This is a genomic window from Polynucleobacter sp. JS-JIR-5-A7, assembly GCF_018687935.1.
Classification (GTDB): Bacteria; Pseudomonadota; Gammaproteobacteria; order Burkholderiales; family Burkholderiaceae; genus Polynucleobacter.
On the sequence record NZ_CP061308.1, the window covers coordinates 1,381,889 to 1,408,214 of the forward strand.

Below are 26,326 nucleotides of genomic sequence, written 5' to 3' on the forward strand. Positions count from 1 at the left end.
ATTCTTACGGATTAAAATGTTTGTATGACACAAACAACCATTGCCGAAACACTTGAACCACGCTTAACCTCCCTCTCTCATGGTGGTGGCTGTGGCTGCAAGATTGCACCAGGGGTGCTAGCAGAGATTTTGAAGAATGTTCCTCAGTTGCCCTTCCCTAAGGAATTACTGATCGGCATTGAAACCTCGGATGATGCTGCGGTTTATCAAATTAATGAGTCGCAAGCCATTGTTGCAACGACTGACTTCTTCATGCCCATCGTGGATGATCCATTTGATTTTGGCAAGATTGCAGCAACCAATGCAATTAGCGATATCTATGCAATGGGTGGCACTCCATTATTTGCACTTGCTTTAGTTGGCATGCCGATCAAAGTCTTATCCAATAAAACCATTGCGCGCATTTTGGAGGGTGGCGCTGAAGCGTGTCGTAGTGCCGGTATTCCGGTTGCTGGTGGCCATACGATTGATTCAGTGGAGCCAATTTATGGCTTGGTTGCAATTGGCATTGTTGATCCTCAGCGCGTAAAGAGTAATGCGAGCGCTAAGCCCGGTGATGTATTGATTTTAGGAAAACCCCTTGGCGTCGGTATTTTGTCGGCAGCCTTGAAAAAGGATTTGCTTGGCCCAGACGGCTATCGAGAAATGATTTCGAACACAACCAAACTCAATGCTGCAGGTCCTGATTTAGCAAAGCTTGCTGGGGTACATGCCCTGACCGATGTTACAGGCTTTGGCTTAGCAGGCCATATGCTGGAGTTAGCACGGGGCTCTGGTTGCACCGCTCATATTGACTGGAGTCAAGTGCCACTCCTCTCAAACGTACAACATCTTGCCGATGAGGGAATTATCACAGGCGCATCTGATCGCAATTGGCAAAGCTATGGTGACGAAGTGGGTATTCCAGCAGATTTCACCTTAGCACAGCGTGCCTTGTTAACCGATCCGCAAACTAGCGGTGGCTTACTCGTCTCTTGCAGCCCAGATTGCGTTAAAGCAGTATTGGATATCTTTAACCAACATCAATTCTTAGGCGCTAGAGTGATTGGCCAAATGAGCAAACGCCAAGGCAAGCCCTTAGTTGTTTCTTAGTTGCTTCTTAGTTGACCGTTTGGCGAGACGCTAAATACTTTACGCCTTGTGGCCCATAGCGCTCTGCATGTTCTTGTTCAAAGGCTAGCTGAAAGACATCGCCTACTTCGTATTTTTTTGTCTCACCTGCGATATCAATCTCGATATACCCATCTAAGATCAATGCTTGTACCGAAAATGGATGGGTGTGATTGCCTAGTTGACCATTAGGAGGTTGTTGTACTTCCATTGGCGTGGGATACCCCGCCTTTTTGAGTTGCTGTAAAAATTGGGCTTGGTTCATGCTTTTACTATAGCGCGGATATACACTGCTGACATCAGTCATTTAAAGCAAAAAACGAGGATATATGGCAGTCAAAGTCATCGGATTAATGGAGCTCAGTGATCAAACTGCCTTTGAGCAATACCGCAGTCAGGTAGGTAAAACCGTGGAGCAGTACAAAGGCAGTATTGAGCACCGTGGCGAGATCACCGAAGTGTTTTGGAATGAATTATCCATTCAAGCCTTTAGCGCATTTGTAGAGTTGCATTTCCCCAGCAAGGAAGATGCGCATACCTGGGCTAATAGCCCTGAATACCAATCTCTTGTCGCTATTCGCAAGCAAGCAATGCGACTTACCCTCTTTGGTGTGGCGATCTAAAAGAAAAAGCCTAGTGGATTAGACTAGGCTTTTAGATCAATTGGGGGTAAGAATTACTTCTTAGCTTCCATTGCTTCTTTTGTAGCGGTAATTTCTTTACGACGCTCCTTACAAGCACCAGCGATTTCTTGCAAGGCTTTACGAGCGCGAGCTGCAGATGCCTTAATACCTTTTTCAATAAATTTTTCGTTCTCAGCTTTGTATGTTTCGAAAGCAGCTAACAATGTATCGTGTTGTGACATCTTGTCTCCCATTCATCAAATAAATATTCATACCAACAACGAAGTCAGTATATCCCCATAAAAAGCACTAAAAATGGCGATTTTTATCAGGGATAACTCTTAGAGGCAGTCATTCAGCCAAAATGCTTTAATCAGACAAAATATCCTGGAGACATCAAAATGCTCAGAAAAATCCTAGTTTTAGCAACTGCCAGCCTGCTCTCCCTTGTCACCTTGATGGCAAGTGCTCAAAACACCTCCTGGCCCGCCCCAAACAAGCCCATCACCTTTATTAACCCCTTCCCCCCAGGCGGCGCTGTAGATGCCTTTGGGCGCCCTTTGGCCAAACAGCTTTCTACCCAGCTCAATGATTCCATCGTGGTAGATAACCGCGGCGGGGCAGGCGGCACCCTGGGTGCTGGCGTTGCAGCAAAAATGGCTCCTGATGGATATACCTGGCTTCTTGGTGCAGTGCATCACTCGATTGCACCCAGCATGTACCCCAACCTGCCTTATGACATTACCAAAGACTTTGAGCCCATTGCCATCATCGGCAGCGTTCCCCATGTGGTCGTCGTCAACCCTAGTAAGTTTCCAAAAAATGATTTGAAATCCATCATTGAAGAAATTCGTAAGCATCCTGGCAAATACAACTATGCATCGACAGGCAACGGCACATCACAACACTTAGCTGGTGAGCTGTTTAAGATGCAAAACAAATTATTCATCACCCACATTCCCTATCGTGGCACTGGTCCAGCATTACAAGATTTAGTTGCCGGTCAAGTCGATATGATGTTTGACACCCTAGCAGGTGCAGCACCGTTTATTAAAAGCGGTCAACTTATTGCTGTCGCGGTTGCAAGTAATCAACGCAACCCTGCTTTTCCAAATGTACCTACCGCACAAGAATTGGGTATCAATAATTTTGTAGTCTCGAGCTGGTATGCCATGTGGGCAATTAAAGGCACGCCCAAAGAGATTGTCGATAAGATGAGTGCAGAAGTGCAAAGCGCGCTTGCCTCACCTGAGATTAAAGAGCGCTGGGCTGGTATGGGCGCTACCGTACCAAAAATGAGCCGCCCTGAATTAGCCAATTACATCAACCAAGAGATTGTGCGCTGGAGCGAAGTAGTTAAAAAGTCCGGCGCTAAATTAGATTAATCAAAACAGTAGAGACAATATGAGCATTCCAGTAAAACATTATTCCTTTGTACGCAATAAGCTTTTAAACAAAGAGGAAATTGCTTTTTTAGATGTCCGTGAAGAAGACCCACATGCACGCGAGCATCCTTTATTCGCTGCCAACTTACCACTCTCTCGTATTGAGATAGATGCTTACGGAAAACTACCAAACACAAATATTCCGATTGTGACGCTCGATGATGGCGAGGGCTATGCAGAGTTGGCTGCACAACGCTTACTGTCATTAGGTTTTAGCGATGTATCTGTATTTGAGGGTGGTGTGCAAGCTTGGAAAGCTGCAGATGGCGAAGTCTTTAAGGATGTAAACGTACCCAGTAAATCTTTTGGTGAGTTGGTAGAATCAAAGCGCCATACCCCATCCCTCTCTGCCCAAGAAGTAAAACAGCTCATCGACAATCAAGCAGATGTCGTCGTAGTAGACGTGCGTCGCTTTGATGAATACAACACCATGAGTATCCCTACTGGCATCAGCGTACCAGGCGCTGAGTTGGTTCTTCGTTTACCAGAGTTAGCACCCAATCCCAAAACCAAGATCATCGTCAACTGCGCCGGCAGAACTCGCAGCATCATCGGCACACAATCACTCATCAATGCGGGCATCCCCAATGAAGTCAATGCACTACGCAATGGTACGATTGGCTGGACTCTAGCGGGACAAGAACTGGACAAGGGTCAAACTCGCAAATTTAAAGATGTGAGCCAAGGCACTACCAGCGAAGCAGCGCAGCGGGCACGCAGGGTGGCTGATCGCGCTGGTGTGAAACGCGCCACTCTAGCTGATGTAGATCAGTGGAAATCTCAGAGTGAGCGGACAACTTATTTCTTTGATACTCGCACCCCAGAAGAATATGAATCTGGCCACCTTCCAGGATTTCGCTCGGTACCTGGTGGGCAACTTGTTCAAGAAACAGAAATGATTGCTCCAGTGCGCGGCGCACGCATTGTCTTAGTAGACCCTAGCGGTGGCAGCGTTCGAGCCAATATGCCTGCCTCTTGGTTAGCACAAATGGCTTGGGAGGTTTATGTTCTCGATGATGTCAGCACTGCCGCCCTCACTGAGAAAGGTCCATGGCAGCCACCTTTACCAAACCTTCCTCAAGTGAAGATGGTTGATGCAATCACTTTAGCGAACTGGCTGAAAGCAGATAGCAATACGATTGCGGTAGATTTCAGTACACACGCCAATTATGTCAAGGGTCACATCCCTGGTAGCTGGTATGCCCTGCGCTCTCAATTGGCGGATGCGATGCAAAAGATTCCCAAAGCCAATCGTTATGTTCTTACCAGCGCACCTGCAGAGTTAAGTCTATTTGTTGCTCAAGAATTTCAGGTGCTGACTAGCGCAGAAGTATTCGCTCTAGAAGGTGGCAATGCCGCATGGATTAGCGCTGGCTTAGAGCTAGAGAAAGGTCCCAGCCATCTAGCTTCCCCACCACTAGATCGCTACAAACGTCCGTATGAAGGAACGAGCGTAGATCCTGCAGCAATGCAGGCCTACCTCAATTGGGAGTTTGGTTTAGTGGAACAACTGGGCAAAGATGGAACCCATCACTTCTGGGTTCTTTAGCAATGAATCAAACTACCTTGATCACCAAATCGGGTAGTCGATCAATCGTGCAGCGGATCACATCCCCTTTGACTACTGGACCTACATTTTCTGGGGTTCCTGAATAAATAATATCCCCAGGAAAGATCTCATTCGCTTCAGATAACTTGGCGATCTGCTCTGCTACTGACCAAATCATTTGATTGAGGTCTGCACTTTGCTTGGTTACGCCGTTGACCGATAGGGTAATTTTCCCACTCTGAAAATGCCCCACTTGCGCCACAGGAAAGATCGGGCCAATAGGAGCAGAATAGTCAAAAGACTTACCAATTTCCCAAGGCTTTTTTTGATCCCCCATAAAACGCTGTAGATCTCTTCGAGTCATATCCAGACCCAAGGCATATCCATATACATGCTCTAGCGCTTTTTCTACTGGAATATTCTTGCCACCCTTGCTGATTGCAGCGACTAACTCAACTTCATAGTGATAGTTTTTAGTCAAGCTTGGGTAGGGATGATCGACGATTTTATTGGGAGCCACAAATTGAATGGCATCAGTTGGTTTTTGAAAAAAGAATGGCGGCTCTCGAGTGGGGTCAGAACCCATTTCTCTAGCATGAGCGGCATAATTTCGACCAATACAATAAATACGTCTGACAGGAAACTCTTCTGCACTGCCAGCGATGGGAACATAAGTTTGCCCAACGATAAATGGAGTTTTGATAGAAGCCGCCTGGGTCTGACCTGAGACTGCCGCCGTTGTGAAGGCAGCAGCACCAAGGCTTATTTTGAGGGCACTACGACGACTCATATTTTTATTGATACTCATGTTGTCTCCACTATCAAATAGATTGCACAATCTTAATACTAATTTAAAGAGTGAATGAAGTCATAAATCAGGGTAAGCTAGCGCCATGAACTCTGCTAAAAAAGTACTTCATGCCCAGCTGCTCATTGTGATATTGGCCTTACTTAGTGGGTGCGACAGAGAAACCTATACGACTTGGACTTGTCATTCCGCCAGCGAAACCAAAATCCCCATGGTGCTTCGTAAAGCACAAATGGAGTTTAAAGGGGGCAAGCTTGATTACTGTGGCAGCCTAGGTAATCTCAGCTATTTTGCTCAACAATGTCCCGCTCAAATTGAGCAATCAGGAACATTATTTACACCCTCCACTGGCCTACTTATTATGAATGGTCAAGAGTATCAATGCTCAGCTCTCTAGGTAGCATTTCAGATGAATAAACTGAGTCCCAAGAAACTGCTACTCACTAAGTGGACTGCAGTAAAGCCGATTGCCAAACAAAAGCATTTTCTAGTGAGCAAGGTCATTCTTCCCGAACCCCCTAATGAAAAAATAGAGTTCGTCGAGATTGAGGCCGTCTATAGCAAGAAGACGACACAGATTGCTTGGCGTGACCTCACTAATAGTGAGCTATGGGTACAAGGCTGGAAATAAAAAAACCGCCTCAACAATTGAGGCGGCTCTTTGGCTAATATACGGAGAATTAGTCAGACTTTTTCTTCGATGATGGTGTTTTCTTAACCAATTCATCAATATTTTTTTCTGCAGCATCCGCAACTTCATTCACAATACGGCGCCCTTCTTTAAACATATTCTGACCAGTAGTAGACATTTCGTGAACCACTTTAGATAACTTGTCGGCATGTGCTGGCATTTTATTTTCAGCATCTTCAAGCCAAGTTACCAGTGATGCGCGTACTTTTTCAAGATGCTTCTCTGTTTCATCAGCAGCACCCTCACTCAAGTCTTTCAAGACAGCTTTCACTTTCTTTTGGTAAGCGTTCGCCCGTTTAGCAGCTTCTTTTGTTGCTTCATCTTGCAAATCCTTCAACTTCGCCAAATCATTTTTAGCGGCAGATTTTGCACTATCTAAAGCATTCTTCATGCCCCACTCAATCTCAGCTAAGTGATGTTCACTCAATTTTTTTGCAGCCTCTAGCAAAGTATGTGAATAATCAAATAATTCTTTGGCTTTTTCACGTTGCCATTTTTGCAGTTCTTGTGCATCCATTTTTTAACTCCTATCAATATGGGGTTTATCAAATCTCTCATATCCACTCTATACCGAAATTGGCAGACTGCCAATTCCTTCTAATTTATGGCATTAAAATGACAATACCATGGAAAAACACAGTATTTATGAGGCCATTGGGGGCATCGATAAGGTAGATGAATTGGTCGATCGTTTCTATGATCTCATGGCACTAGAACCCCAGTTTGCCGAGCTTCAGGCTATCCATCCACCAGATTCAACCAGCTCTCGAGAAAAGCTTAAGTTCTTCCTCACAGGCTGGATGGGCGGACCTGACATTTATTCACCCAAATATGGGCACCCTATGCTGCGTGCTCGTCATCTGCATTTTAAGATTGGCATCCTAGAGCGCAACCAATGGCTAGCATGTATGTATCGTGCGCTTGAAGAGTGTGGCATTGACGGTAATATTGCCAAGCAACTAGAAGAATCCCTCTTCAATACTGCCGATTGGATGAGAAATCAGCCCAACTAGTTAGACTCAATCTAATTTTGCACCTGCTTGTTTTACTGCTTTTGCCCAACGCGGCATTTCAGCAGCAAGGAACTTTGTAAATTGATCGGCATTGAGATAAGCAGGATCTGCGCCTTGTTCAATCATTTTTTTCTGAATATCTGGAGACTCTAAAGTCTCTTTAAATGCTTGACTCAATTTATTAGTGATATCGAGCGACGTTCCTTTAGGAGCAAGAATTCCATAAAAGCCCACCACCTCCAAATTGGCAACGCCCGTTTCCAATACAGTCGGCGTATTCGGTAGAGCAGGATTGCGTTTAGCACTTGTAACTGCTAATGCTTTAACCTTGCCTTGCTTCGCATAGTTGGCTGCTTGAGGTACAGACTCTGCCATAAATTGCACGTGTCCTGCTATCAAGTCTGTAAAAGCCGGGGCGCTGCCCTTAAAAGGAATGTGCACCATAAAAATACCCGTCTCACTTTTCAGCATTTCGGGTACTAAATGAGAAATTCCACCATTGCCAGCTGAACCATAGTTGAGCTTTCCGGGATTGGCTTTGGCATAAGCTATAAATTCTTTTAAGGTATTTGCACTCACCTCTTTATTCACAATCAATGCAAGCGGTTGCTGCGCTGTTCTCGCAATAGGCTGAAAATCTTTTAAGGTGTCATATGGTGACTTTGTATAAATTGCTGGATTAATCACCATCGTTCCAGTGTTTGCTAGCAATACGGTATAGCCATCAGCAGGAGACTGCATGACAAATTGTGCGCCAACCGCACCACCGGCGCCCGCTTTGTAATCGACAATCACCGGCTGGCCTAATACGGATTGCAACTTATCGCTGAGCAATCGAATATGGGCATCTAAAGGGCCTCCCGCTGGAAAGCCAATAATGATCTTGATGGGTTTATCGGGATATGCTGCGTACGCCACCCCACTAGACAATCCTAGGGCAATACTCAACAACAATATCCTGATAATTAGTATGGGCTTAGGCATTAATGGGTACTTTTCTTTGACTTCGATACACTTTACCTTAAAGTCAATTTAGAGAAATAAGCAATGATCGAAAGCGCCCTGCAATTATTAAGTGACCCCAATGCTTGGATCGCTTTTTTAACACTCTCCGCCCTGGAAATTGTTCTGGGGATAGACAACATTATTTTTATTAGCGTCATTGCCAATAGACTGCCAATAGAAATTCGGGAAAAAGTACGTCGCTTTGGCCTGTTCTTTGCTTTAGCCACCCGCATCTTATTATTACTCAGCCTGACTTGGGTAATGAGTCTTACCACCCCACTCTTCACATTGTTAGATCATTCTATTAGCGGTCGTGATCTCATCCTATTGCTGGGTGGATTCTTTTTAATCTGGAAAGCATCGAAAGAAATCTACGTTGAAGTAGAAGTGGGCGAACACGATGCACAAATTGAAAATGTCGATAGCGCTACGGTCAAAAAGTCGATTCCCGCTCTATTTCTTAGCTCTGTATTACAGATCGGCTTACTCGATATTATCTTCTCGCTCGACAGTGTGATTACGGCAGTAGGTATGGTCGATGAAATCAGCGTCATGATTGCGGCCGTGATTGCTTCGATTCTCATTATGCTGATTGCTGCCAAGCCAATTGGCGACTTTGTACAACGTCACCCTTCTATCAAGGTCTTAGCCCTCTCCTTCTTGACGGTGGTTGGCGTGGTACTGATTGCAGAAGGTATGGGTATGCATATTCCTAAGGGCTATGTATATGTTGCGATGGGATTCTCCCTCACCGTTGAGTTATTGAATATTCGCTCGCGTGAGAAGAAAAAACTCAAGAAAAGTCATTAGTACTGGGGCTACCTAAAGGGCTTGAGCACAAGCATGGCCACTTGCCCAGGCCCACTGAAAATTGTGACCCCCTAAGTGCCCGGTGACATCAACACATTCACCAATGAAATATAAACCTGGATGTTGGCGCGACATCATCGTTTGCCCATCTAAGTCTTTTGTATCTACACCGCCTAGCATGACCTCAGCCTTTTTCCAACCCAAAGTTCCGGCCGGCTTCACAGCCCAATTGGTGATGAGCTCTTTGAGGGCCTGACGATCTTTCTTGGATACCTCGGCCCACTTACGCCCCAGCAGATTTCTTTGCTCTGCAAAAGCTTTGGCGAGCCTTTGGGGTAAAACAGAAGCCAAAATGGTTTCTGTCAGCTTAAGACGATTGTCTTCATTGTTAAATAAGGTATCGCAGTTAAAGCCACCTGGTCGCTCAATGGCACCTAACCAATCAATATGGATAGGCTCACCCTCAAGCCAATAACTACTGGCTTGTAGTACCGCAGGTCCAGATAAACCTTTGTGGGTCAGCAACACATCTTCATTAAAGCGACATGCGCCATAACGATAGCCTTTAGAGCCAGATGCGATCCGGACTGGAACACTCAGACCAGCAAGCTCATTCAGATTACCAAAGGTCTCTGCAGTAAATGAGAGCGGCACTAATGCCGGCCTAGGATCAACCACCTCAAGACCAAACTGTTTTGCAATATCAAGAGAGTAAGCAGTTGCGCCAATTGCGGGAACAGGCAAGCCGCCCGTCGCCATGACTACAGAATGGGTTTTCTCTACACCCTCGCTGGTATGAATGAGCCAATGCTCACCCTCTTTTGTAACAGCTGCTACTACTACGGGATTACGGATTACGACTTTTCCTGTGGCACATTCAGCGAACAACATCTCGATAATCTGCTTGGCAGAATCGTCGCAAAATAATTGCCCTTGATGTTTCTCATGGTAGTGAATGCCATGAGCAGTCACGAGTTTGATGAATTCTTTTGAGGGATATTTTGCTAAGGCACTCTTTACAAAATGAGGATTGAGCGAGAGAAAATTAGCAGGGCTGCTATGGACATTAGTAAAGTTGCAACGCCCTCCACCGCTAATACGGATCTTTTCACCTAAAACTGGTGCATGATCTAAAACGAGTACTTTTTTGCCAAGCTGACCAGCTACACCAGCACAAAACAGACCAGCTGCACCGCCACCGATAACGATGGCATCCCAAGCCTTCGTCATGATTTATTCAAAGCGATCAATGATCTCAGAAGAGATATTGAGTTTTTTCATGTGTAGCTTGGTATAGGCCTGACGAAAATTCTTGGTCATTGAAATCATGACAGAGGCAGTCCATGCAAAAGAAAACATCCCCGAGAAGGCAATGATGACTGCCAGCATTTTCCAGCCATCTGGCAGAATATCTTCCATGAAACCCATCGCGGTATAGGTGCTGCCACTAAATAAAATGCTTTGCCCTAAAGTAGGCACCAATTTAAATACAAACAGCGCGATACCCCAAATAAAAATTTCTGTAATGTGGGTGAGGAATAAACAAAATACACTAATGTAAAAGCAGGCAGCAACCGTAGAATATTTTTTCTCAGCTAAATACAGAAAAGTTTTGACTTCATAGCGCTTAGCAATCTGCAGTAACAAAACACCATGAAATACCATCACCACCAATAACATGACTCCACCTAAGAGGTAGCCGGGTAGGTCTAAATTGCTAGCAATGCTAGTTTGTGCAGGGTTCATAAATGGATTCGATTGTCTTTAGGCTATTTTACTTTGGCCGACAATGCCTTTAGGCCAATTGATACCAGTCTTGAATGATCTTCCAAGCTTCTTGGGCAGTCTCGACAAAATGGATCGCTTTCATATCCTCTTGATCAATCACCCCAAACTGCACCATTCCCTCAAAGTTCACCATCTCATTCCAAAAAGCTTTGCCTACTAATATGACTGGGATGCTAACTACCTTTTTAGTCTGCATCAAAGTTAACACCTCAAATAGCTCATCAAAAGACCCAAAGCCACCAGGATAAGCAACGATGGCCCTAGCTCGCAACATGAAATGCATCTTACGTAAAGCAAAGTAATGAAAGCGGAAACTTAAGCCTGGACTGATATAAGGATTCGGGTGCTGCTCTCTTGGCAAACTAATATTAAAACCAATCGTTTGATCACCCGCTTCAAATGCACCACGATTAGCCGCCTCCATAATTCCCGGGCCACCGCCAGTACAAATGTGTAACTTGTTAGAACTCAGTTGTTGAGTCGCGTTGTAATGCGCTACTAAAGCCCCGAAGTCTCTAGCAGATTCGTAATACTGACTATGAAGTAATGCTTTCTTGGCAGACTCCAACTCTGTAGGCGTCTTGGCATCCTTGATGAATACTTCTGCATGCTCTCGACTGACAAAACGGGTAGAACCAAATACTGTAATCGTATGGTCTATGCCATGTTCTTTTAGCAGTATCTCAGGCTTGAGTAATTCCAATTCAAAGCGAATACCGATCGTTTCCCTGCGAGACAAAAATGCTTCATCGTCAAAAGCAAACTTATAAGAATCAACGGAATCTTGTTCAGACGTCTGACTCTTGTGAAGATTTAAAAACTCAGTAATGGTTTGAGCATTATTAATGGGAAGCTTTGGACTCATATTGCTACCTTAAAACATCTATGTGAAATCATCTTATCCTTTGTGCTTCCCCACTCAATATTCTCAGTATTAATACCTAGTTTAACCAGGAGAATCAGCCACCAGGGCTTGCGAGGATTTACTGAGGCTCTAAGTAGAGTTAATATTGACAGAATTTAAACCAAACCGAGGGAAAATCCATGAGCAACCGTTCAATCATCATTATGGTACTTGTATTAGTTGGTGCCACAGCCTACTTACTCCTCAAGGGCGATGGCAATATTGATATGGGCGGTGAAAAGCATGGTGCTGAAGCAGTTCATATTGAAGATGCTAAAAAAGATGCTCCTCCAGCAGCTCCGGCGGCACCAGCAGCAGCCCCTGCAGCTGACGCGAAGAAGTAATTCTTCAATAGCAAATGAAACCGCGGTTCGCCGCGGTTTTTTTATACTTACTGAATGAACAAAGTTCTTTTCTTCCTCGCAATACTGTGGATTTCACAATCTAGCTATAGCCAACCCTCTGGCCAGTCCTATCGCCCCATGAAAACTATTGATCCCTCCATGATTTCCTCGTTTGCGCCTACAGGCACTCTACGTGTTGGCATTAACTTAGGTAATCCCATTTTGGCCAATGAAAATCCTGTGAGCCACCAAGCCCAGGGAGTGACGGTTGATATCGCCCAAGAAATCGGGAAGCGTATTGGCCTACCAGTCAAACTCATTCCATTCAAAACAGCAGGCAATACAGTGGATGCCGTGAAGACTGGGGAGATTGATTTAGTGTTCGTAGCAATTGATCCCGTCAGAGGCGCTGATATTAGCTATACGCCAGCCTATATCCAGATTGAAGGTGCTTATATGGTCAAAGCTAGCTCACCCATTAAGATAAATGAACAAGTTGACGTAGCTGGTAATGAAATCGTAGTTGGCAAGGGGAGCGCCTATGACCTCTACCTCACACGAGAAATCAAACATGCCACTCTTCTCCGAGCTGCAAGCTCACAAGCAGTCGTGGATGACTTTATGTCAGGTAAAGGTAATGTGGCAGCAGGCGTAAAACAGCAGCTAGAGAGTGATGCCAAGCGCTATGAGGGATTGCGGATGTTGCCAGGTCGCTTTATGGCAATCAATCAAGCCATTGGTATTCCGAAGGCAAGGCCCCAATACGAACTGACCACTGCATATTTAAGCGATGTGATTACTCAGCTCAAGCAATCCGGCTTTGTGGCACAAGCATTGCAACGCCATCAGATTGAAGGCGCTAAGGTAGCGGACTAAGCTTACCCAATAAAGTAGCTCAATTAGCTAAATTCCAATGCATTCAGAGCGATACTACTGGCATGACCTTAGCACCTAGCAAGCTCGATATCCTCCAAGCGCTGAGTCCACTCGGCCCACTCATGCGCCTCAAGCGTGAGCCTGCTGAGCATAAGGGTCACGCTGGTAAAGCCGTCTTGATCGGTGGTGCACCTGGAATGGCAGGCGCCCTCCTCCTTGCCGGAAATGCTTGCCTTCATCTTGGTGCTGGCTGGACCATATTAGAAATGCTTGATCCTGCGTCTGCACGCGCTGATAGCAATCAACCTGAACTCATGATTCGCCTGGCTAACAATGAACCTAGCGAGGTATTAAATCAAAACCAACCTGATGTCATTGCGATCGGACCTGGGCTTGGTAATTCTGCATTAGCGATTAAATGGCTCAAGGCTTGCCTGGCTTATCCCAAGGTTCCGTTGATTATTGATGCAGATGCACTCAATCTGATTGCAGACTCAACTGAGATACTCAGTGCACTTCAACTACGCAATCAACAATTTCCAGGTCAAAGTATTCTGACTCCTCATCCAGGTGAAGCGGCCCAGTTATTAAAATCTTCATCCGCAGAAATTCAAGTAGATCGCTTCAGCTCGCTTCATCAATTAGTTCAGTTAACTCAGTCTATGGTTGTTCTCAAAGGTCAACACACCTTAATTGCGGGACCCCAACACTCTGCAGTTCAATGTGAAGCCGGTAATCCCGGTATGGGCACCGGTGGCATGGGTGATGTATTGACCGGCAGCATTACAGCAATCGCTGCTCAAGGGGTGCATCACCATCTGAATCTTTGGGACTCTAGCTGCATCGCTGTTCAGCTCCATGCTTGCGCTGCCGATAGCCTAGTACAAAAAGGGGTTGGCCCAATAGGGTTAACTCCTTCTGAAGTAATTGCAGAGATGAGAAGCCTCCTGAATAAACTGTTATAAAACCGTATGCAATCCACTAGCGCTGAACATCACCACCGACGTTACCTCTATGGCATTTTGATGGCCGGAGTGGGCTCCATGCTCTTTTCCGGTAAAGCTGTATTGGTAAAGCTGGCTTTTGGTTATGGGGCCAATGCAGAAACTTTATTAGCATTACGTATGCTGATGGCACTTCCAATGTTTTGGAGCGTCTACTGGTGGGAGTCTCGCAGAAAACCAATGAGTCCGATTACTTGGCAAGACCGTGGCAAATTATTTTTCCTCGGTTTCTTAGGATACTTTTTATCTAGCTATATTGATTTCTTGGGACTGCAATATATCTCCGTTGGATTGGAGCGCATTGTTCTCTACCTGACACCAACGATTGTTTTACTCATTTCCTACTTTGCTTTAAATAAGCACATTTCAAGAATGCAGTGGTATGCCCTTGTGGTGGGATACCTTGGGGTATTTGTCGTCTTTATTCAAGATGCGAGCTCGACAGGCATTCATGCATGGCTAGGGATGATATTAGTCTTTGGTAGCGCGTGTAGTTATGCCATCTATATGATCGGCTCTGGCGAAATGGTCAAGCGCATTGGTAGTGTGCGCCTAGTAGTCTACGCAAGCACGGCGTCTGCAGTATTTAGCGTGATTCAATCCTCACTGTATAACCCTAGCGCTGTGTTTGAACAGGCTGCACAGATTTACTGGCTCAGTCTTCTCAATGCAGGATTGTGCACAGTGATTCCCATGTTCCTCGTGATGATTGCGATCAATCGCATAGGCTCACCACTCGTTGCACAGGCCGGCATCCTCGGTCCTGTCTCCACTATTTTCTTGGGTTACTTTATTTTGTCTGAGCCAATTACTTTGATGCAGATTGGCGGAATGGTGCTGGTGATTGCTGCTATGTGGTTGTTAGTACGTAACGATGCCCCAAGAAAAAAGTCATCTGACTCTAAAACATCCGATGACTTTAATGAAGTGGAACCCCTCAACTAAGAGACTAGAAACTACTAAGCTGCTGGTTCTGTAGCTTTAGCTCTTTTCTTAGACTTCTTCTTGGTTTTTTTCTCGGCTTTCTTTTCTTTTTTAGTCTTCTTTGCGACCGCTTTATCCGTTGGTGCTACATCTGGAGCAGCAGTAGGCGCTGAAGTAGGAGCAGCAGCCGTGGAAGAATCGGCAGCCATCGCGGAGATGGAAGATAACCCAATCGCTGCTGAAACAAGGGTGGCCAAACTAAAGCGAGCGATACGAGAAATCATGCGATTCTCCAAGAAGGTTATCAATCATTTAAAAAGGCCATCATCAGACGGCCTTTTTGTTTTACTAAATCGCCTTATGCAGGCTGCGCTTCTGCCTCAGTAATTTTTTCTAGGGCGGCAGCTAAGTGACCAACAGTACGGTCAACATGAGCCAGCTTTTCTAAACCAAATAAACCTAGACGGAATGTACGGAAATCTGATCTTTCATCACACTGAAGTGGCACACCTGCAGCAGTTTGCATGCCTAGCGCAATAAATTTCTTGCCAGACTGAATATCTGGATCCTTGGTGTAGCTCACGACTACGCAAGGGGCTTGGAAGCCTTTCGCAGAAACTGAGTGATAGCCTTTGGATACGAGTAATTCACGAACTTTGGTACCAAGCTCTACTTGTTTTGTTTTTAAAGCAGCAAAGCCAAGAGATTGTGTTTCTTTCATGACACCGCGCAAGATCTTGAGTGCATCGGTAGGCATAGTGGTGTGATACACATGGCCGCCCTTTTCATAGGCTTCCATGATTTGTAACCACTTTTTCAAGTCCATTGAAAAACTACTGCTTTGAGTAGTATCAATACGCTCACGGGCTCTTTCGCCTAATGCAATTAAGGCGCAGCATGGTGAGCTGCTCCAACCTTTTTGTGGCGCTGTAATTAAGACGTCCACATTACAAGCTCTCATATCAACCCACATTGCACCAGAGGCAATGCAATCTAATACAAACAAACCATTTACAGAGCGCACTGCCTCACCAACTGCTTTGAGGTAATCATCTGGCAAGATGATGCCGGCAGAAGTTTCAACGTGAGGAGCAAATACCACGGCTGGCTTTTCTTTCTTAATAAAAGCCACTACTTCCTCAATCGGTGCAGGGGCAAATACACCCTGTGCAGAATCTTCTAATTGACGACCTTTGATAACAGATACATTGTCAGCGATATGGTCCAAGTCAAAAATTTGGGTCCAACGATAGCTAAACCAGCCATTGCGCAACACTAAACACTTCTGTTTATTGGCAAATTGACGAGCAACTGCTTCCATGCCGAAAGTACCGCTACCAGGAACGATCACTGCAGAGCTGGCGTTATAAGCATCCTTGAGGACACTAGAAATATCGACCATCACACGTTTAAATTCTTCAGACATGTGATTTAAAGAGCGATCGGTGTAAACAACCGAAAACTCTAACAATCCATCTGGATCAACATTGGGAAGTAAGCCTGGCATAGTAATTTCCTAGGGATTTCTGTAATTAGCCCTAAATGATACCGATTTAAGCATTTATTGCACTGCAATCTTGTTTTCTTTGATCAATTTGGCCCATTTTGACTGGTCTAGACGTAAAAACGCAGCAAATTCCTCGGCACTGCCACTGGCAGGGTCACTTCCCCGCTCCAACATAGCCTTCCGAATTCTCTCCTGAGCTAAAACAAACATCACGGTTTGGTTGATCTTTTGCACCACCGATTTTGGTGTATTGGCAGGCGCGAACAATCCAAACCAACCTACTGCGCTATAGCCTGGTAGACCAGATTCGGCAACAGTGGGAATATTCGGCAAGGCTTCCGATCGCTTTGCACCCGTTTGCGCTAAAGCTAGTAACTTTCCAGATTCAATTTGTGGCATCACAGTTTGTGCAGGCGCAAACATTAAATCAATATGCCCTGCTAATAAATCCGTTAAAGCCTGCCCAGTTCCTTTGTATGGAACATGTAGTAATGTCACGCCAGCCATTGAAGCAAATAACTCACCTGCTAGGTGCGATGCCGAACCTGGTCCTGAAGAGCCATAACGAACTTTTCCAGGATTGGATTTTGCATAGGCAATTAAAGCCTTGATTGAAGTCACATTCAATCCAGAGTTAGTAGTAACAACATAGGGCGAAGCCGATACAAGCGCTACTGGAGAAAACTGTGCAATATTTTTTTCTGTGACGGCAGCAGTTGAGCCCATCAATAAGGTGTAGCCATCTGCTGGAGACTGGGCAACCAAGTCAGCACCAATGAAGCCGCTTGCACCTGGACGATTTTCAATCACGATAGATTGCTTCCATAATTCTCCGACTGTGGGAGCAATCAAACGAATTAATGTATCTGCGCCGCCGCCAGGTGGAAACGGCACGATGACTTTAATTGACTTCGAGGGATAAACATCGGCTGCGCTAACAAATGATGACACAAGAGTAGTACAACACAAAAGTACCAACATCAGAGGCAATGCTCGCTTCATAATGCTCTATTCAATAATCGTTGTGCGTAACGTAGAAATACCATCGATGGCGCACTCTACTACGTCACCGGGCTTTAAATAGAGATCTTCTGCATTTTCTTTGCCAACAGCAACACCGCCAGGTGCGCCCGTAGAAAACATGTCCCCTGCTTCAATGGGAATAAAGCGCGAGAAGTGCTCCAAAATATCTGAGATCTTCCAAATCTGATCCACTGTATTGACGCGCATCCGCTCTTGTCCATTAACCGAACAGGTCATCCACAAGTTATAAACATCGGGAATCTCATCGATCGTGACAATTTCTGGCCCAAGAGGACCAAAGCCTGGAATATTCTTACCTGTCCAAAAACGCGAACCAGATGCTACTTCACGTAATTGCAAATCGCGGCAAGTCAAATCATTCAAGATGGTGACACCCGCTACGTAATCCATAGCCTCAGCTTTTTTTGCCCCTAGGGCTCTTTTGCCAATCACAAAGACTAACTCAGGCTCGTAATCCAAGCGAGTAATTCCCTTTGGGCGCACTACTCTGGCTTCATGACCAGATAAACAGGAATTAAGCTTAATAAATGAAGTGGGCTCTTGAGGAATTTCTTTAATCAAGTTAGTGCGCTTGAGCTCTTCTAAGTGTGTGCGATAGTTTTTACCAACACAGAGAAACTTTTCTGCATCGGTAATCGGGGGTAGGTAAGTAATTGTTTTTGGATTAATGAAAAGGGATGAGTAATCACTTGCAGCAACTACCCAAGACTTAGCCTGCTCCATCACCTTGCTACCAGCCTGCAAGAAGGCTTTCATATCGCCTGGGAAATCCGCAATTCCTAACTTTTTAGCAACATCGACAAATGGCAGAATTTGATCGCCAGAGGGATTTGGCAAGCGAGCACCGATTTCAGGATGATTTGAACCAGCGCGAGTAAAGGTAATGAGTCTCATGTTGTCTTTAAATTAAATTATTTAGAAGGGGGTATTAATGGTTAAAGTTGATACCATACTATAAAAATCATCGGAGACAAGCATGAAGATTCAGCAGTGTTTTTGTGGCGTCATTGCCTTTCTAGCGTTGTACTGTTCAATAGGTATGGCACAAGAATACCCAAATAAACCAATCAAGGTTGTGATTCCTTATGCTCCAGGCGGCCCGTCTGATATTTTCGGTAGGCTGCTCTTCCAAAAAATTACTGAAAATACTGGTTACACATTCTTTATCGAAAATAAGCCTGGAGCAAGTGCCAACATTGGCATTCAATATGTTGCCAAGTCCAATCCTGATGGCTACACACTTCTTCTTAGCAGTAGTGCATTTGTGATTAACCCTTCTCTTATTGCAAATTCTGGATATGATGCAAGTCGTGACTTTGCGGCAGTTTCATTGCCAGCAAGCTCACCTAATATCATCGTTGTCAATCCCACATTTCCCGCCAAAAATTTCAAGGAATTTTTGGCCTTAATCAAACAAAACCCAGGCAAATATGACTATTCATCGCCTGGGGCTGGCACAAGTCCACAACTGACAGCTGAGTTGCTAAAGCTAAAGGCCAATTTGGACATTAAACACATTGCTTATAACGGTGGTGGGCCAGCGCTTCAAGCAGTCTTAAGCAATGATGTACCCATTGGTTTTGCTGTGTTACCGCCAACTGTCCAGCAAATTTCAGGAGGCAAGGTGCTTGGCTTAGCAGTAACCAGTTCCGCAAGATATCCTTCCCTACCAGATATCCCTACAGTTGCAGAATCTGGACTACCCGAATTTGAAGGGGAAACCATTCAGTTTTTGATGGCGCCTGCAGGAACCCCAAAATCGATCATTCAAAAACTTCATCAGGAAATTACCAAGGTCCTTGGCAATCAAGAGATGCGCAATAAACTATCCGGCATGGGCTTTATTGTCAGCCTCAGAACTCCAGAGCAATCCGAACAAAAGATTAAGCTTGAAGTTGAAAAATGGGCGCAGGTCATTAAGGCAAATAAAATTCAAGCAGACTAATGAAAGCATGATTAATTGGCTGTAATTCCTGCAGCCTTCACTACTAACTCATTCTTTTTTAACTCACTAGCCATAAAGTTTTTAAATTGCTCGGGGGTGCCCCCTATGATCACCGTACCCTCAGCAGAGAATATTTCGACAACTTCTTTATTGGCTAATCCGACATTCACCGCTTGATTTAATTGCTGAATAATTTTTTGCCCAGTACCAGCAGGGGCGAGGATTCCATACCAAGTACCAGCATCTACTCCACTTACCCCAGCCTGCACGAGGGTTGGAACTTCTGGCAATAGCGCAGATCTATTTTTAGAGCTTACCGCTAGTGCTCTTAGCTTGCCAGACTTAATAAATGGTGCAGATGTGCTCACCGTATCAAACAAGACATCAATCTCCCCGCCAAGCAAGGCAGTTAATGCAGGATTGGTTCCCTTAAATGGGATATGCGTCATATCTATTTTCGTCGCCATCTTAAAGGACTCGCCGGCAAGATGCGCTGCGCTGCCATTCCCAAAGGATCCATAATTCATTCTGCCCTTGGCATCCGATCCGGCCCTCAATAAATCAGCAACAGAATATATTTTTGAATCTGCATTAACTACCAACACTAAGGGTTGAGCAGATATCAGTATCACTGGCTCAAAACCTTTTACTGGGTCATACGGCAAATTAGGGTAAGTAAATGGGCTAACCGTTAAGGGCCCAGCTGCACTAAACAATAAGGTGTAGCCATCTGGCGAAGCTTTGGAGACAAAGTCCTGACCGATCGTGCCACCAGCACCCGCTTTATTCTCAACAAGAACAGGTTGATTCAGGCTTGAGGAAAGTATCTTGGCAATCAGCCTCGCCGTAATATCAGTGCCACCGCCAGGCGCGTACGGAACCACTAGCTTAATTGGTCTATTGGGGTAGGGTTGAGCCCATGTTGAGCTAATCCCAAGAACCATTAAGGTCAGTAGAAAAACAGAATGCAGAAATTTTTTCTTCATAACAGTTCTCGCCTTCTTTGTGGAGTTAGAAATACATACTAGTCAGAGCCTAACTTCAATGTACTTGGCTGACGTTTCTCAACTGCATTTTTTAATAAGGCTGCCATACGATAAATGCCGTGTGCAAATTTTCCATAGGGCATAGTTAAAAATAGGCCCATCACAAACCCCAAATGAATGATCAGCAAATAAGACATCAAGGCACTTTCTCGAAGTACCAGTAAGAATAGGCCAGATAAGCTAATCAAAAACAGTAGCAAAATAAAAGCTCTGTCCATCGGCTTTTGGCGTGCATCACCATGAAGGGGATTGCGACGTAGATTTAAAAAGAGTAGTCCAATTGGGCCAATCAAAAGACCCAGTCCGCCAACCGTACCAAGAATCACTGGCAGACTATTAAACGCATAAGGAGCATCTAGTTTCAGAACATAGTGGTATAGCGTTGCAACACTAGTAGATGCAAAACAGAGCATGAAGCCATAAAAGGTAAAGTGGTGAAAACGCTTTCGCCAAAGCGTGAAACCATCATCCTCATTATTACAACCCTCCCCGTGTCCGCCATCCAGGTATTTCATTGTCAAGGCGTCATGAGCTGATTCACCAATAGCAGCAATTGAAGCACCAGTCTTAGAAATATTGCGCCAGAAGTTATAAAAACCAATCCCTAGCGCAAGTATAGAAAAGGAAAATACGGCACCAAAGATTAAAACCAATACATTGTGAGGAAAGACGGCATAAAAGTTTCCATCTAAGGTTACGTTTGAATTTTCTCTGAGCGCTGTTGATAGCCACAAAAAGAAAGCCAAAGCTAAGGAACAGGCAAGCGCAACAATGACACCATTATTTTTATAAAGCCTACCGAATGATTTGGGCCAAGCATATTCAACATAGGTTTCTTGGCGAACAGCTGCCATAGCCTGCGGGACATTTACGGCAAATTCATTCGGAGGAGCATATTGGCATGAATGCAGGCAAGCACCACAGTTATGACAAAGATTTGCCAAATAATTAATATCTGCCTTATTAAATTGCAAACGCCTTGTCATAGCGGGAAACACTGCACAGAAACCCTCGCAATACCTACAAGCATTACAGATTGTCATGATGCGATCAACTTCACCCTCCTGATCGCTCATGCCAGTTAGCCTGGCCTCCTGAATTAAGTCATTTAACTGTTGCATCTTGATTCATTCCCTGCTGCAAAGGCGGCATTTCTACCAGCTATTCGACCAAAAGCAGTCCCTATGGCCATCCCAATACCAGCCGTGTAACCTTTGCCTAAAATATTTCCTGCCATCATTTCTCCAGCCACAAATAAATTGTTGCTGCGAGTGCCATTCAAAAATATCGCGGATGTCTCATCGGTTTTGAGACCAAGATAGGTAAACGTAACACCGGGTCGCAAAGGGTAACCATAAAATGGGGGCACTTCAATCGTGGTAGCCCAATGTGTTTTTTCAGGGGCTATACCTTCGGTATGGCAATTATCTAAAGTCGTATGGTCAAACTCGCCGGGTTTACAAGCCGCGTTAAATTCTTGTACCGTATTTTTTAACACCTCAGCGTCCAAACCAAGCTTAGAAGCTAACTCATCCAGACTATTAGATTCATTGCCGGAAAATACTGGGGGCATAAAGCGACCAATCGATTTCGAGTCAATAATCGAATAAGCAATTTGATCAGGCTGTTGGGCTACTAACCTGCCCCAAATTGCATAACGCTTAGGCCAAAAATCTTCACCCTCGTCATAAAAACGCTTGGCATGCTTGTTTACAACGATACCAAGAGAAACACAATCAATGCGGGTGCAAATACCGCCATCATAAAGTGGCGACCGCGCATCAATTGCTGCCATATGTGCCTGAGTGGGATCTCCAACCTGATCCGCGCCAGCGGCAATCATGTGTTTTAGAAGAACCCCTTTATTGAAGGTGGTTCCGCGGATTAAAAAATTATCCGCCGGACTTACGCCATGCTCGTCAATGCCCCATGCCTCTCGCTGCCATTCAATATTAGATTCAAAACCTCCTGCAGCAAGTACGCAACTTTTTGCTGCAATTCTTCGACCGTCCTTAAGATGGGCTGCAACAAATTGTTTATCTGAAAGCTCAATTGAAGTAACCTCAGAGTCATATTGAATATCAATACCAGCCTTTTCAGCGCTTCGGTAGTAGGCGTTTACCAATGCCTTGCCACCACCCATAAAAAATGCGTTAGTTCTAGATAAGTGCAAAGTACCAGAAAGAGGAGCCTGAAAATGCACTCCATATTTTTGCATCCAAGTACGACAAGTTGCAGATTCACGAATGGCAATCCTCGCTAGAGGCTCATTGGTTAAGCCACCAGTTACTTTGAGCAAATCCTGCCAATATTCATCTTCAGGATAGGATTCCAATAAAACATCTTGAGGCTCTTCATGCATACAACGGATGTTTCGAGTGTGTGAAGAGTTGCCACCACGCCATTCCTTGGGGGCAGACTCAAGCAATGTCACAGACGCCCCAGACTCTCTTGCCATTAACGCTGCACATAAGGCAGCATTACCTCCGCCAATTACTAGTACGTCGGTCAAAATAAACCTTTTTATTTACTGTTGGTGTACGAAAAGTAACTTTACTATAGAATTTGCTACAACATCATCGAGCCCTAAAAGCACTCTCCTATTTAAAACCTAAAGGTCTGCAATGCCTGAAAATCAAAAATCCCTTGTGCTTCGCGGCCTTTACCCTGCAACGATTACACCCTTCAAAGCCGACCTGAGCGTAGACTATGAAGCCTTAGCCCGCCACCTTAAAGAGACCGCTCATACACCTGGGGTCAAGGGGCTTGCAGTAAATGCTGGGCTCGCAGAAATCCTACAACTTTCAGATGATGAGAAAAGGAAAGTACTGCATTTAGCTCGAGAAATTTTGCTCCCCGGACAAATATTGATTAGCGGAATTGAAGGAAGAGGACCTGCAGCCGTTAAAGATGGTCTTCTAGCAAAAGAAGCTGGGGCAGATGCACTATTAGTACTCAATCCATTTGATGCGCGCCCATATCGTAGACTGGCTCAAAACCCTGCATCAGCTTATCAATTCTTCAAAATGTTGGATGAGCAGGTTGATTTGCCAATGATTGTTTTTCAATACCCCGATCCATCTGGCTGCGCTTACTCACTAGAATCTTTGGTCAAAATTTCTACCATTCGAAATGTGGTTGCAGTGAAAGCCGCCTGCGGAACAGTGACTCGTTATGTGCAAATTTGGGAAGCATTGCACGACAAACTCACTGTCTTAGCCGCACTTGATTCACCTCCACTGCTAGGAATGCTGCTGCATGGCGTTCATGGAGCGTTAATTGGTATCAGCGTTATAGACACGCCAAAGTGGGTTGAGTTAATTAATGCCGCAATGAATGGCGACGCCGTTAAAGCACAAAAAATTCACCGTGATTTTTGTATTCCAATCATGGATGGAGTCTTTGAAAACCAAGAGCCAAGCTCTCCCACCAGTGAAGTGGCTTGCGTTAAAGAAGCTTTAGTACAGCTTGGGCAAATTCCTAACTCTCTCGTGAGACCGCCAGCAGTAGATGTCACTGAGAGTCACCGCGCGCATGTTAAGCGCGGTTTAATTGCTTCCGGCTTATTAAAAGGCTAAGCAGCATTTCCTTTTGGGCTGGTGGTTTTAGAGGAAACCCAAATCCCAGCCACAATCAAGGCAAACGCCAAGCCATGAAATAACTGTGGGGGCTCACCTAACATGGCTGCAGATAAGATGGCAGTAAACAATGGAATAAAGTTTGCAAAGAAAGCGGCTACGGTAGGACCCGCTCCACTGACACCCATACCCCAGCAACGGTAAGCAATGAGTGAGGGTCCAACGGCGACAAACAGAATCAAAGAGCCAGTCCATAGATTGAGATCAAGATAAGCATGCCCAGTGGCAATCTCAAAGCCATCAAACAGTCCAGTCCATAGCAAGCCCACCAAAACTTGCGCCATCAAGAAATCTGCCCAAGGCCATTGACGTTCCGAGCTTGAACCAGGCTTACTAAGCATCCAGCTATAAGTAGCCCATAAGAAGGTAGCTAGCATAATGAAGAGATCGCCGATAACCAATTGCATCCCCAGCAAGGTGGATGGCTCACCTCTCGTTAATACAATCGCTACCCCAAGTAAAGAAACGATGGCGCCAATCAATTGCAGTAGATTTGGCTTCACTTGGTAAAACACAGCACCAATAAACAACATCCAAATTGGCATACTGGCACCAATTAAGGTGACATTGATTGCGGTAGAAGTTTGTAACGCTAGATATAAAAGAACGTTATAGCTACCTACCCCAAAGAGACCTAAGAGCACAAAACGCTTCTTGTTCTGCCATAAATCACTTCCCGGTTTAAAGACACGCCAACCCAAAGGTAGTAAGAGTAAAGCGGCTAGACCCCAACGCACCGTACTCAAGGTAATCGGCGAAACACTGCCCACCAATAAGCGCCCAGCTATCGCATTTCCAGCCCATAAGGCTGTCGCGATCAACAGATAAGTAGCAGTAGCAAAGGTCAGTTTAGGCATGCAATCGTGAGGGATGGATAGCCATTAAAGGCGCTCTGAATAGGTATACCCTAGCATTGTAGAAACAAATCCTCTGTATTGCTAAGATAGAGCTTAATTAGATAAATGCTAATCCAAAAGAGCAATCAATAAGGGTTCACAGTGCCAATCATTACCAATATCGAAGACTTACGGGTTCTTCACCAAAAACGTACCCCCAAGATGTTTTATGACTATGCAGATTCAGGGTCTTGGACAGAGTCTACCTATCGTGCGAATGAATCTGATTTTCAGAAAATCAAATTACGTCAACGTGTCGCAGTCAATATGACCAATCGCACCACCAAAACAACGATGGTGGGTGAAGAGGTGGCAATGCCAGTAGCGCTGGCACCCACTGGTTTAACTGGTATGCAACATGCAGATGGCGAAATTCTGGCAGCAAGAGCTGCTGAAAAGTTTGGTGTGCCCTTCTGCTTGTCAACGATGAGTATCTGCTCGATCGAAGATGTGGCAGAACGTACTACCAAACCCTTTTGGTTTCAGCTTTACGTCATGAAAGATCGCGGCTTTATTGAGCGCCTCATTGAGCGCGCAAAAGCAGCGAAGTGCTCCGCCCTAGTCTTAACACTCGATTTGCAAATCTTAGGTCAACGTCATAAAGATTTAAAGAACGGCTTGTCTGCCCCTCCAAAGCTAACGATCGCCAATATGATGAATATGGCCACAAAGCCACGCTGGTGCTTAGGAATGGCGATGACTCCGCGCAGAACATTCCGCAACATCGTCGGTCACGCTACCGGTGTAGGCAATATGTCTTCACTCTCCTCTTGGACTGCGGAGCAATTCGATCCAGGTTTGAACTGGGGCGATGTTGAATGGATCAAAAAACTCTGGGGTGGCAAGCTCATCATCAAAGGCATCTTGGATGAAGAAGATGCGCGCCTCGCAGCAAACTCAGGCGCTGATGCATTGATCGTCTCAAACCATGGCGGTCGCCAACTCGATGGTGCTATTTCAAGTATCCAAGCGCTACCGGGCATTGTGAACGCCGTGGGCAAAGATATTGAAGTCTGGATGGATGGTGGCATTCGCTCTGGCCAAGATGTTTTAAAAGCATGGGCATTGGGTGCGCGCGGTACGATGATTGGGCGCCCCTTTCTCTATGGCCTAGGCGCCATGGGTGAGGCTGGCGTGACTAAATGCCTCGAACTCATCCACAATGAGCTAGATATCACCATGGCATTTACAGGTCATCGTGATATTCAGGATGTGACTAAAGACATTTTGTATCCAGGAACTTTCTAAATTTCTTATCTCCTTAACCACCCTGCTTTAGTCTTTGGGATTGCATTTCTGTGCTTCGCTTTATCTGTTCTTTTTGGTAATGCAGTACTGAGTCGCTTTCGCACGAAA

At 45.1% G+C, this 26,326-nt stretch carries 31 protein-coding genes; 15 read left to right on the plus strand and 16 right to left on the minus strand.

Annotated elements, in window-relative coordinates:
* Window positions 1–24 precede the first annotated feature (24 nt).
* Window positions 25–1,092, plus strand: coding sequence for a selenide, water dikinase SelD (gene selD / locus AOC29_RS07120; protein WP_215295103.1), 1,068 nt, complete (start codon window positions 25–27; stop codon window positions 1,090–1,092).
* Between the two features lie 7 nt (window positions 1,093–1,099).
* Here selD and AOC29_RS07125 read toward each other — a convergent pair whose 3' ends face one another.
* Complete coding sequence (locus tag AOC29_RS07125; RefSeq protein WP_215295105.1) at window positions 1,100–1,375, minus strand: cupin; 276 nt, start codon at window positions 1,373–1,375, stop codon at window positions 1,100–1,102.
* Window positions 1,376–1,439: 64 nt separating this feature from the next.
* Between AOC29_RS07125 and AOC29_RS07130 the strand changes: the two genes are divergently transcribed.
* A complete protein-coding gene (locus AOC29_RS07130; protein ID WP_215295107.1) occupies window positions 1,440–1,733 on the plus strand; it encodes a DUF1330 domain-containing protein in 294 nt (97 codons plus the stop codon).
* A 53-nt stretch (window positions 1,734–1,786) separates the two neighbouring features.
* Here AOC29_RS07130 and AOC29_RS07135 read toward each other — a convergent pair whose 3' ends face one another.
* Window positions 1,787–1,975 carry a hypothetical protein gene (locus tag AOC29_RS07135; protein WP_087909716.1) on the minus strand — a complete coding sequence of 63 codons (189 nt, stop codon included), beginning with the start codon at window positions 1,973–1,975 and terminating at the stop codon, window positions 1,787–1,789.
* A 159-nt stretch (window positions 1,976–2,134) separates the two neighbouring features.
* Here AOC29_RS07135 and AOC29_RS07140 point away from each other — a divergent pair, with 159 nt between their 5' ends.
* Window positions 2,135–3,118: a tripartite tricarboxylate transporter substrate binding protein gene (locus tag AOC29_RS07140; RefSeq protein ID WP_215295109.1), complete on the plus strand. Its 984-nt coding sequence runs from the start codon at window positions 2,135–2,137 to the stop codon at window positions 3,116–3,118.
* Between the two features lie 19 nt (window positions 3,119–3,137).
* Entirely contained in the window at window positions 3,138–4,727 is a 1,590-nt protein-coding gene (locus AOC29_RS07145) for a rhodanese homology domain-containing protein (protein ID WP_215295110.1), read from the plus strand.
* 7 nt (window positions 4,728–4,734) lie between these two features.
* On the opposite strand, the gene AOC29_RS07150 is transcribed toward AOC29_RS07145, so the two are convergent.
* Window positions 4,735–5,535 carry a fumarylacetoacetate hydrolase family protein gene (locus tag AOC29_RS07150; protein WP_251369953.1) on the minus strand — a complete coding sequence of 267 codons (801 nt, stop codon included), beginning with the start codon at window positions 5,533–5,535 and terminating at the stop codon, window positions 4,735–4,737.
* Between the two features lie 85 nt (window positions 5,536–5,620).
* Between AOC29_RS07150 and AOC29_RS07155 the strand changes: the two genes are divergently transcribed.
* Together AOC29_RS07155 and AOC29_RS07160 are read left to right on the plus strand one after the other, a co-directional pair.
* Window positions 5,621–5,932 carry a hypothetical protein gene (locus AOC29_RS07155; protein ID WP_215295112.1) on the plus strand — a complete coding sequence of 104 codons (312 nt, stop codon included), beginning with the start codon at window positions 5,621–5,623 and terminating at the stop codon, window positions 5,930–5,932.
* A gap of 12 nt (window positions 5,933–5,944) precedes the next feature.
* On the plus strand, window positions 5,945–6,166 hold the full coding sequence (locus tag AOC29_RS07160; RefSeq protein ID WP_215295114.1) for a TIGR02450 family Trp-rich protein: 222 nt from the start codon (window positions 5,945–5,947) through the stop codon (window positions 6,164–6,166).
* A gap of 49 nt (window positions 6,167–6,215) precedes the next feature.
* On the opposite strand, the gene AOC29_RS07165 is transcribed toward AOC29_RS07160, so the two are convergent.
* On the minus strand, window positions 6,216–6,743 hold the full coding sequence (locus AOC29_RS07165; protein WP_215295116.1) for a hypothetical protein: 528 nt from the start codon (window positions 6,741–6,743) through the stop codon (window positions 6,216–6,218).
* A gap of 109 nt (window positions 6,744–6,852) precedes the next feature.
* Here AOC29_RS07165 and AOC29_RS07170 point away from each other — a divergent pair, with 109 nt between their 5' ends.
* Window positions 6,853–7,239, plus strand: a complete 387-nt coding sequence (locus AOC29_RS07170) for a group II truncated hemoglobin (RefSeq protein WP_215295118.1) — start codon at window positions 6,853–6,855, stop codon at window positions 7,237–7,239.
* A 6-nt stretch (window positions 7,240–7,245) separates the two neighbouring features.
* Here the strand turns inward: AOC29_RS07170 and AOC29_RS07175 are convergent, their stop codons facing one another.
* Window positions 7,246–8,223, minus strand: coding sequence for a tripartite tricarboxylate transporter substrate binding protein (locus AOC29_RS07175; RefSeq protein WP_215295120.1), 978 nt, complete (start codon window positions 8,221–8,223; stop codon window positions 7,246–7,248).
* 63 nt (window positions 8,224–8,286) lie between these two features.
* On the opposite strand from AOC29_RS07175, the gene AOC29_RS07180 reads away from it, so the two are divergent.
* Window positions 8,287–9,054, plus strand: coding sequence for a TerC family protein (locus tag AOC29_RS07180; protein WP_215295122.1), 768 nt, complete (start codon window positions 8,287–8,289; stop codon window positions 9,052–9,054).
* A 12-nt stretch (window positions 9,055–9,066) separates the two neighbouring features.
* On the opposite strand, the gene AOC29_RS07185 is transcribed toward AOC29_RS07180, so the two are convergent.
* The 3 genes from AOC29_RS07185 to AOC29_RS07195 are packed head-to-tail and all read right to left on the minus strand — an operon-like array spanning window position 9,067 to window position 11,707.
* Complete coding sequence (locus AOC29_RS07185; RefSeq protein WP_215295123.1) at window positions 9,067–10,284, minus strand: NAD(P)/FAD-dependent oxidoreductase; 1,218 nt, start codon at window positions 10,282–10,284, stop codon at window positions 9,067–9,069.
* A gap of 3 nt (window positions 10,285–10,287) precedes the next feature.
* Window positions 10,288–10,800 (minus strand): hypothetical protein, encoded by a 513-nt coding sequence (locus tag AOC29_RS07190; RefSeq protein WP_215295125.1) that lies wholly within the window; start codon window positions 10,798–10,800, stop codon window positions 10,288–10,290.
* Between the two features lie 49 nt (window positions 10,801–10,849).
* Complete coding sequence (locus AOC29_RS07195) at window positions 10,850–11,707, minus strand: LOG family protein (RefSeq protein WP_215295127.1); 858 nt, start codon at window positions 11,705–11,707, stop codon at window positions 10,850–10,852.
* A 179-nt stretch (window positions 11,708–11,886) separates the two neighbouring features.
* Here AOC29_RS07195 and AOC29_RS07200 point away from each other — a divergent pair, with 179 nt between their 5' ends.
* The 4 genes from AOC29_RS07200 (at window position 11,887) to AOC29_RS07215 (ending at window position 14,915) form a co-directional block, all read left to right on the plus strand.
* A complete protein-coding gene (locus AOC29_RS07200; RefSeq protein WP_215295129.1) occupies window positions 11,887–12,090 on the plus strand; it encodes a hypothetical protein in 204 nt (67 codons plus the stop codon).
* Window positions 12,091–12,144: 54 nt separating this feature from the next.
* Window positions 12,145–12,966, plus strand: coding sequence for an ABC transporter substrate-binding protein (locus AOC29_RS07205; protein ID WP_251369954.1), 822 nt, complete (start codon window positions 12,145–12,147; stop codon window positions 12,964–12,966).
* Between the two features lie 62 nt (window positions 12,967–13,028).
* The gene (locus tag AOC29_RS07210; RefSeq protein WP_215295131.1) at window positions 13,029–13,931 is read left to right on the plus strand and encodes an NAD(P)H-hydrate dehydratase; all 903 of its coding nucleotides are present in this window, start codon (window positions 13,029–13,031) and stop codon (window positions 13,929–13,931) included.
* Between the two features lie 6 nt (window positions 13,932–13,937).
* Window positions 13,938–14,915: a DMT family transporter gene (locus tag AOC29_RS07215; protein ID WP_215295132.1), complete on the plus strand. Its 978-nt coding sequence runs from the start codon at window positions 13,938–13,940 to the stop codon at window positions 14,913–14,915.
* 14 nt (window positions 14,916–14,929) lie between these two features.
* On the opposite strand, the gene AOC29_RS07220 is transcribed toward AOC29_RS07215, so the two are convergent.
* From AOC29_RS07220 to AOC29_RS07235, 4 genes are all read right to left on the minus strand, one after another.
* Complete coding sequence (locus tag AOC29_RS07220; protein ID WP_215295134.1) at window positions 14,930–15,178, minus strand: protein tyrosine phosphatase; 249 nt, start codon at window positions 15,176–15,178, stop codon at window positions 14,930–14,932.
* A 74-nt stretch (window positions 15,179–15,252) separates the two neighbouring features.
* Entirely contained in the window at window positions 15,253–16,401 is a 1,149-nt protein-coding gene (locus tag AOC29_RS07225; protein ID WP_215295136.1) for an aminotransferase class V-fold PLP-dependent enzyme, read from the minus strand.
* A gap of 54 nt (window positions 16,402–16,455) precedes the next feature.
* Window positions 16,456–17,403, minus strand: a complete 948-nt coding sequence (locus AOC29_RS07230) for a tripartite tricarboxylate transporter substrate binding protein (protein ID WP_215295138.1) — start codon at window positions 17,401–17,403, stop codon at window positions 16,456–16,458.
* Between the two features lie 6 nt (window positions 17,404–17,409).
* Window positions 17,410–18,339, minus strand: coding sequence for a fumarylacetoacetate hydrolase family protein (locus tag AOC29_RS07235; RefSeq protein WP_215295140.1), 930 nt, complete (start codon window positions 18,337–18,339; stop codon window positions 17,410–17,412).
* An 82-nt stretch (window positions 18,340–18,421) separates the two neighbouring features.
* On the opposite strand from AOC29_RS07235, the gene AOC29_RS07240 reads away from it, so the two are divergent.
* Entirely contained in the window at window positions 18,422–19,390 is a 969-nt protein-coding gene (locus tag AOC29_RS07240; protein ID WP_215295142.1) for a tripartite tricarboxylate transporter substrate binding protein, read from the plus strand.
* 11 nt (window positions 19,391–19,401) lie between these two features.
* On the opposite strand, the gene AOC29_RS07245 is transcribed toward AOC29_RS07240, so the two are convergent.
* The 3 genes from AOC29_RS07245 to tcuA are packed head-to-tail and all read right to left on the minus strand — an operon-like array spanning window position 19,402 to window position 22,948.
* Window positions 19,402–20,376, minus strand: a complete 975-nt coding sequence (locus AOC29_RS07245) for a tripartite tricarboxylate transporter substrate binding protein (protein WP_215295144.1) — start codon at window positions 20,374–20,376, stop codon at window positions 19,402–19,404.
* 38 nt (window positions 20,377–20,414) lie between these two features.
* Complete coding sequence (gene tcuB / locus AOC29_RS07250) at window positions 20,415–21,557, minus strand: tricarballylate utilization 4Fe-4S protein TcuB (protein ID WP_215295146.1); 1,143 nt, start codon at window positions 21,555–21,557, stop codon at window positions 20,415–20,417.
* Complete coding sequence (gene tcuA, locus AOC29_RS07255) at window positions 21,545–22,948, minus strand: FAD-dependent tricarballylate dehydrogenase TcuA (protein ID WP_215295148.1); 1,404 nt, start codon at window positions 22,946–22,948, stop codon at window positions 21,545–21,547. Before tcuA ends, tcuB begins: the two co-directional genes overlap by 13 nt.
* A 112-nt stretch (window positions 22,949–23,060) precedes the next feature.
* On the opposite strand from tcuA, the gene AOC29_RS07260 reads away from it, so the two are divergent.
* Window positions 23,061–24,014 carry a dihydrodipicolinate synthase family protein gene (locus tag AOC29_RS07260; protein WP_215295150.1) on the plus strand — a complete coding sequence of 318 codons (954 nt, stop codon included), beginning with the start codon at window positions 23,061–23,063 and terminating at the stop codon, window positions 24,012–24,014.
* On the opposite strand, the gene AOC29_RS07265 is transcribed toward AOC29_RS07260, so the two are convergent.
* Window positions 24,011–24,931 carry a DMT family transporter gene (locus AOC29_RS07265; protein ID WP_215295152.1) on the minus strand — a complete coding sequence of 307 codons (921 nt, stop codon included), beginning with the start codon at window positions 24,929–24,931 and terminating at the stop codon, window positions 24,011–24,013. The genes AOC29_RS07260 and AOC29_RS07265 overlap by 4 nt on opposite strands.
* A 141-nt stretch (window positions 24,932–25,072) precedes the next feature.
* Here AOC29_RS07265 and AOC29_RS07270 point away from each other — a divergent pair, with 141 nt between their 5' ends.
* Window positions 25,073–26,218 carry an alpha-hydroxy acid oxidase gene (locus tag AOC29_RS07270; RefSeq protein WP_215295154.1) on the plus strand — a complete coding sequence of 382 codons (1,146 nt, stop codon included), beginning with the start codon at window positions 25,073–25,075 and terminating at the stop codon, window positions 26,216–26,218.
* The last annotated feature ends 108 nt before the right edge of the window (window positions 26,219–26,326 follow it).

Coding starts and splice junctions, on each gene's coding strand:
- selD (WP_215295103.1), top strand. CDS start 25: ATGACACAAACAACCATTGCCGAAACACTTGAACCACGCTTAACCTCC.
- AOC29_RS07125 (WP_215295105.1), bottom strand. CDS start 1,375: ATGAACCAAGCCCAATTTTTACAGCAACTCAAAAAGGCGGGGTATCCC.
- AOC29_RS07130 (WP_215295107.1), top strand. CDS start 1,440: ATGGCAGTCAAAGTCATCGGATTAATGGAGCTCAGTGATCAAACTGCC.
- AOC29_RS07135 (WP_087909716.1), bottom strand. CDS start 1,975: ATGTCACAACACGATACATTGTTAGCTGCTTTCGAAACATACAAAGCT.
- AOC29_RS07140 (WP_215295109.1), top strand. CDS start 2,135: ATGCTCAGAAAAATCCTAGTTTTAGCAACTGCCAGCCTGCTCTCCCTT.
- AOC29_RS07145 (WP_215295110.1), top strand. CDS start 3,138: ATGAGCATTCCAGTAAAACATTATTCCTTTGTACGCAATAAGCTTTTA.
- AOC29_RS07150 (WP_251369953.1), bottom strand. CDS start 5,535: ATGAGTATCAATAAAAATATGAGTCGTCGTAGTGCCCTCAAAATAAGC.
- AOC29_RS07155 (WP_215295112.1), top strand. CDS start 5,621: ATGAACTCTGCTAAAAAAGTACTTCATGCCCAGCTGCTCATTGTGATA.
- AOC29_RS07160 (WP_215295114.1), top strand. CDS start 5,945: ATGAATAAACTGAGTCCCAAGAAACTGCTACTCACTAAGTGGACTGCA.
- AOC29_RS07165 (WP_215295116.1), bottom strand. CDS start 6,743: ATGGATGCACAAGAACTGCAAAAATGGCAACGTGAAAAAGCCAAAGAA.
- AOC29_RS07170 (WP_215295118.1), top strand. CDS start 6,853: ATGGAAAAACACAGTATTTATGAGGCCATTGGGGGCATCGATAAGGTA.
- AOC29_RS07175 (WP_215295120.1), bottom strand. CDS start 8,223: ATGCCTAAGCCCATACTAATTATCAGGATATTGTTGTTGAGTATTGCC.
- AOC29_RS07180 (WP_215295122.1), top strand. CDS start 8,287: ATGATCGAAAGCGCCCTGCAATTATTAAGTGACCCCAATGCTTGGATC.
- AOC29_RS07185 (WP_215295123.1), bottom strand. CDS start 10,284: ATGACGAAGGCTTGGGATGCCATCGTTATCGGTGGCGGTGCAGCTGGT.
- AOC29_RS07190 (WP_215295125.1), bottom strand. CDS start 10,800: ATGAACCCTGCACAAACTAGCATTGCTAGCAATTTAGACCTACCCGGC.
- AOC29_RS07195 (WP_215295127.1), bottom strand. CDS start 11,707: ATGAGTCCAAAGCTTCCCATTAATAATGCTCAAACCATTACTGAGTTT.
- AOC29_RS07200 (WP_215295129.1), top strand. CDS start 11,887: ATGAGCAACCGTTCAATCATCATTATGGTACTTGTATTAGTTGGTGCC.
- AOC29_RS07205 (WP_251369954.1), top strand. CDS start 12,145: ATGAACAAAGTTCTTTTCTTCCTCGCAATACTGTGGATTTCACAATCT.
- AOC29_RS07210 (WP_215295131.1), top strand. CDS start 13,029: ATGACCTTAGCACCTAGCAAGCTCGATATCCTCCAAGCGCTGAGTCCA.
- AOC29_RS07215 (WP_215295132.1), top strand. CDS start 13,938: ATGCAATCCACTAGCGCTGAACATCACCACCGACGTTACCTCTATGGC.
- AOC29_RS07220 (WP_215295134.1), bottom strand. CDS start 15,178: ATGATTTCTCGTATCGCTCGCTTTAGTTTGGCCACCCTTGTTTCAGCA.
- AOC29_RS07225 (WP_215295136.1), bottom strand. CDS start 16,401: ATGCCAGGCTTACTTCCCAATGTTGATCCAGATGGATTGTTAGAGTTT.
- AOC29_RS07230 (WP_215295138.1), bottom strand. CDS start 17,403: ATGAAGCGAGCATTGCCTCTGATGTTGGTACTTTTGTGTTGTACTACT.
- AOC29_RS07235 (WP_215295140.1), bottom strand. CDS start 18,339: ATGAGACTCATTACCTTTACTCGCGCTGGTTCAAATCATCCTGAAATC.
- AOC29_RS07240 (WP_215295142.1), top strand. CDS start 18,422: ATGAAGATTCAGCAGTGTTTTTGTGGCGTCATTGCCTTTCTAGCGTTG.
- AOC29_RS07245 (WP_215295144.1), bottom strand. CDS start 20,376: ATGAAGAAAAAATTTCTGCATTCTGTTTTTCTACTGACCTTAATGGTT.
- tcuB (WP_215295146.1), bottom strand. CDS start 21,557: ATGCAACAGTTAAATGACTTAATTCAGGAGGCCAGGCTAACTGGCATG.
- AOC29_RS07260 (WP_215295150.1), top strand. CDS start 23,061: ATGCCTGAAAATCAAAAATCCCTTGTGCTTCGCGGCCTTTACCCTGCA.
- AOC29_RS07265 (WP_215295152.1), bottom strand. CDS start 24,931: ATGCCTAAACTGACCTTTGCTACTGCTACTTATCTGTTGATCGCGACA.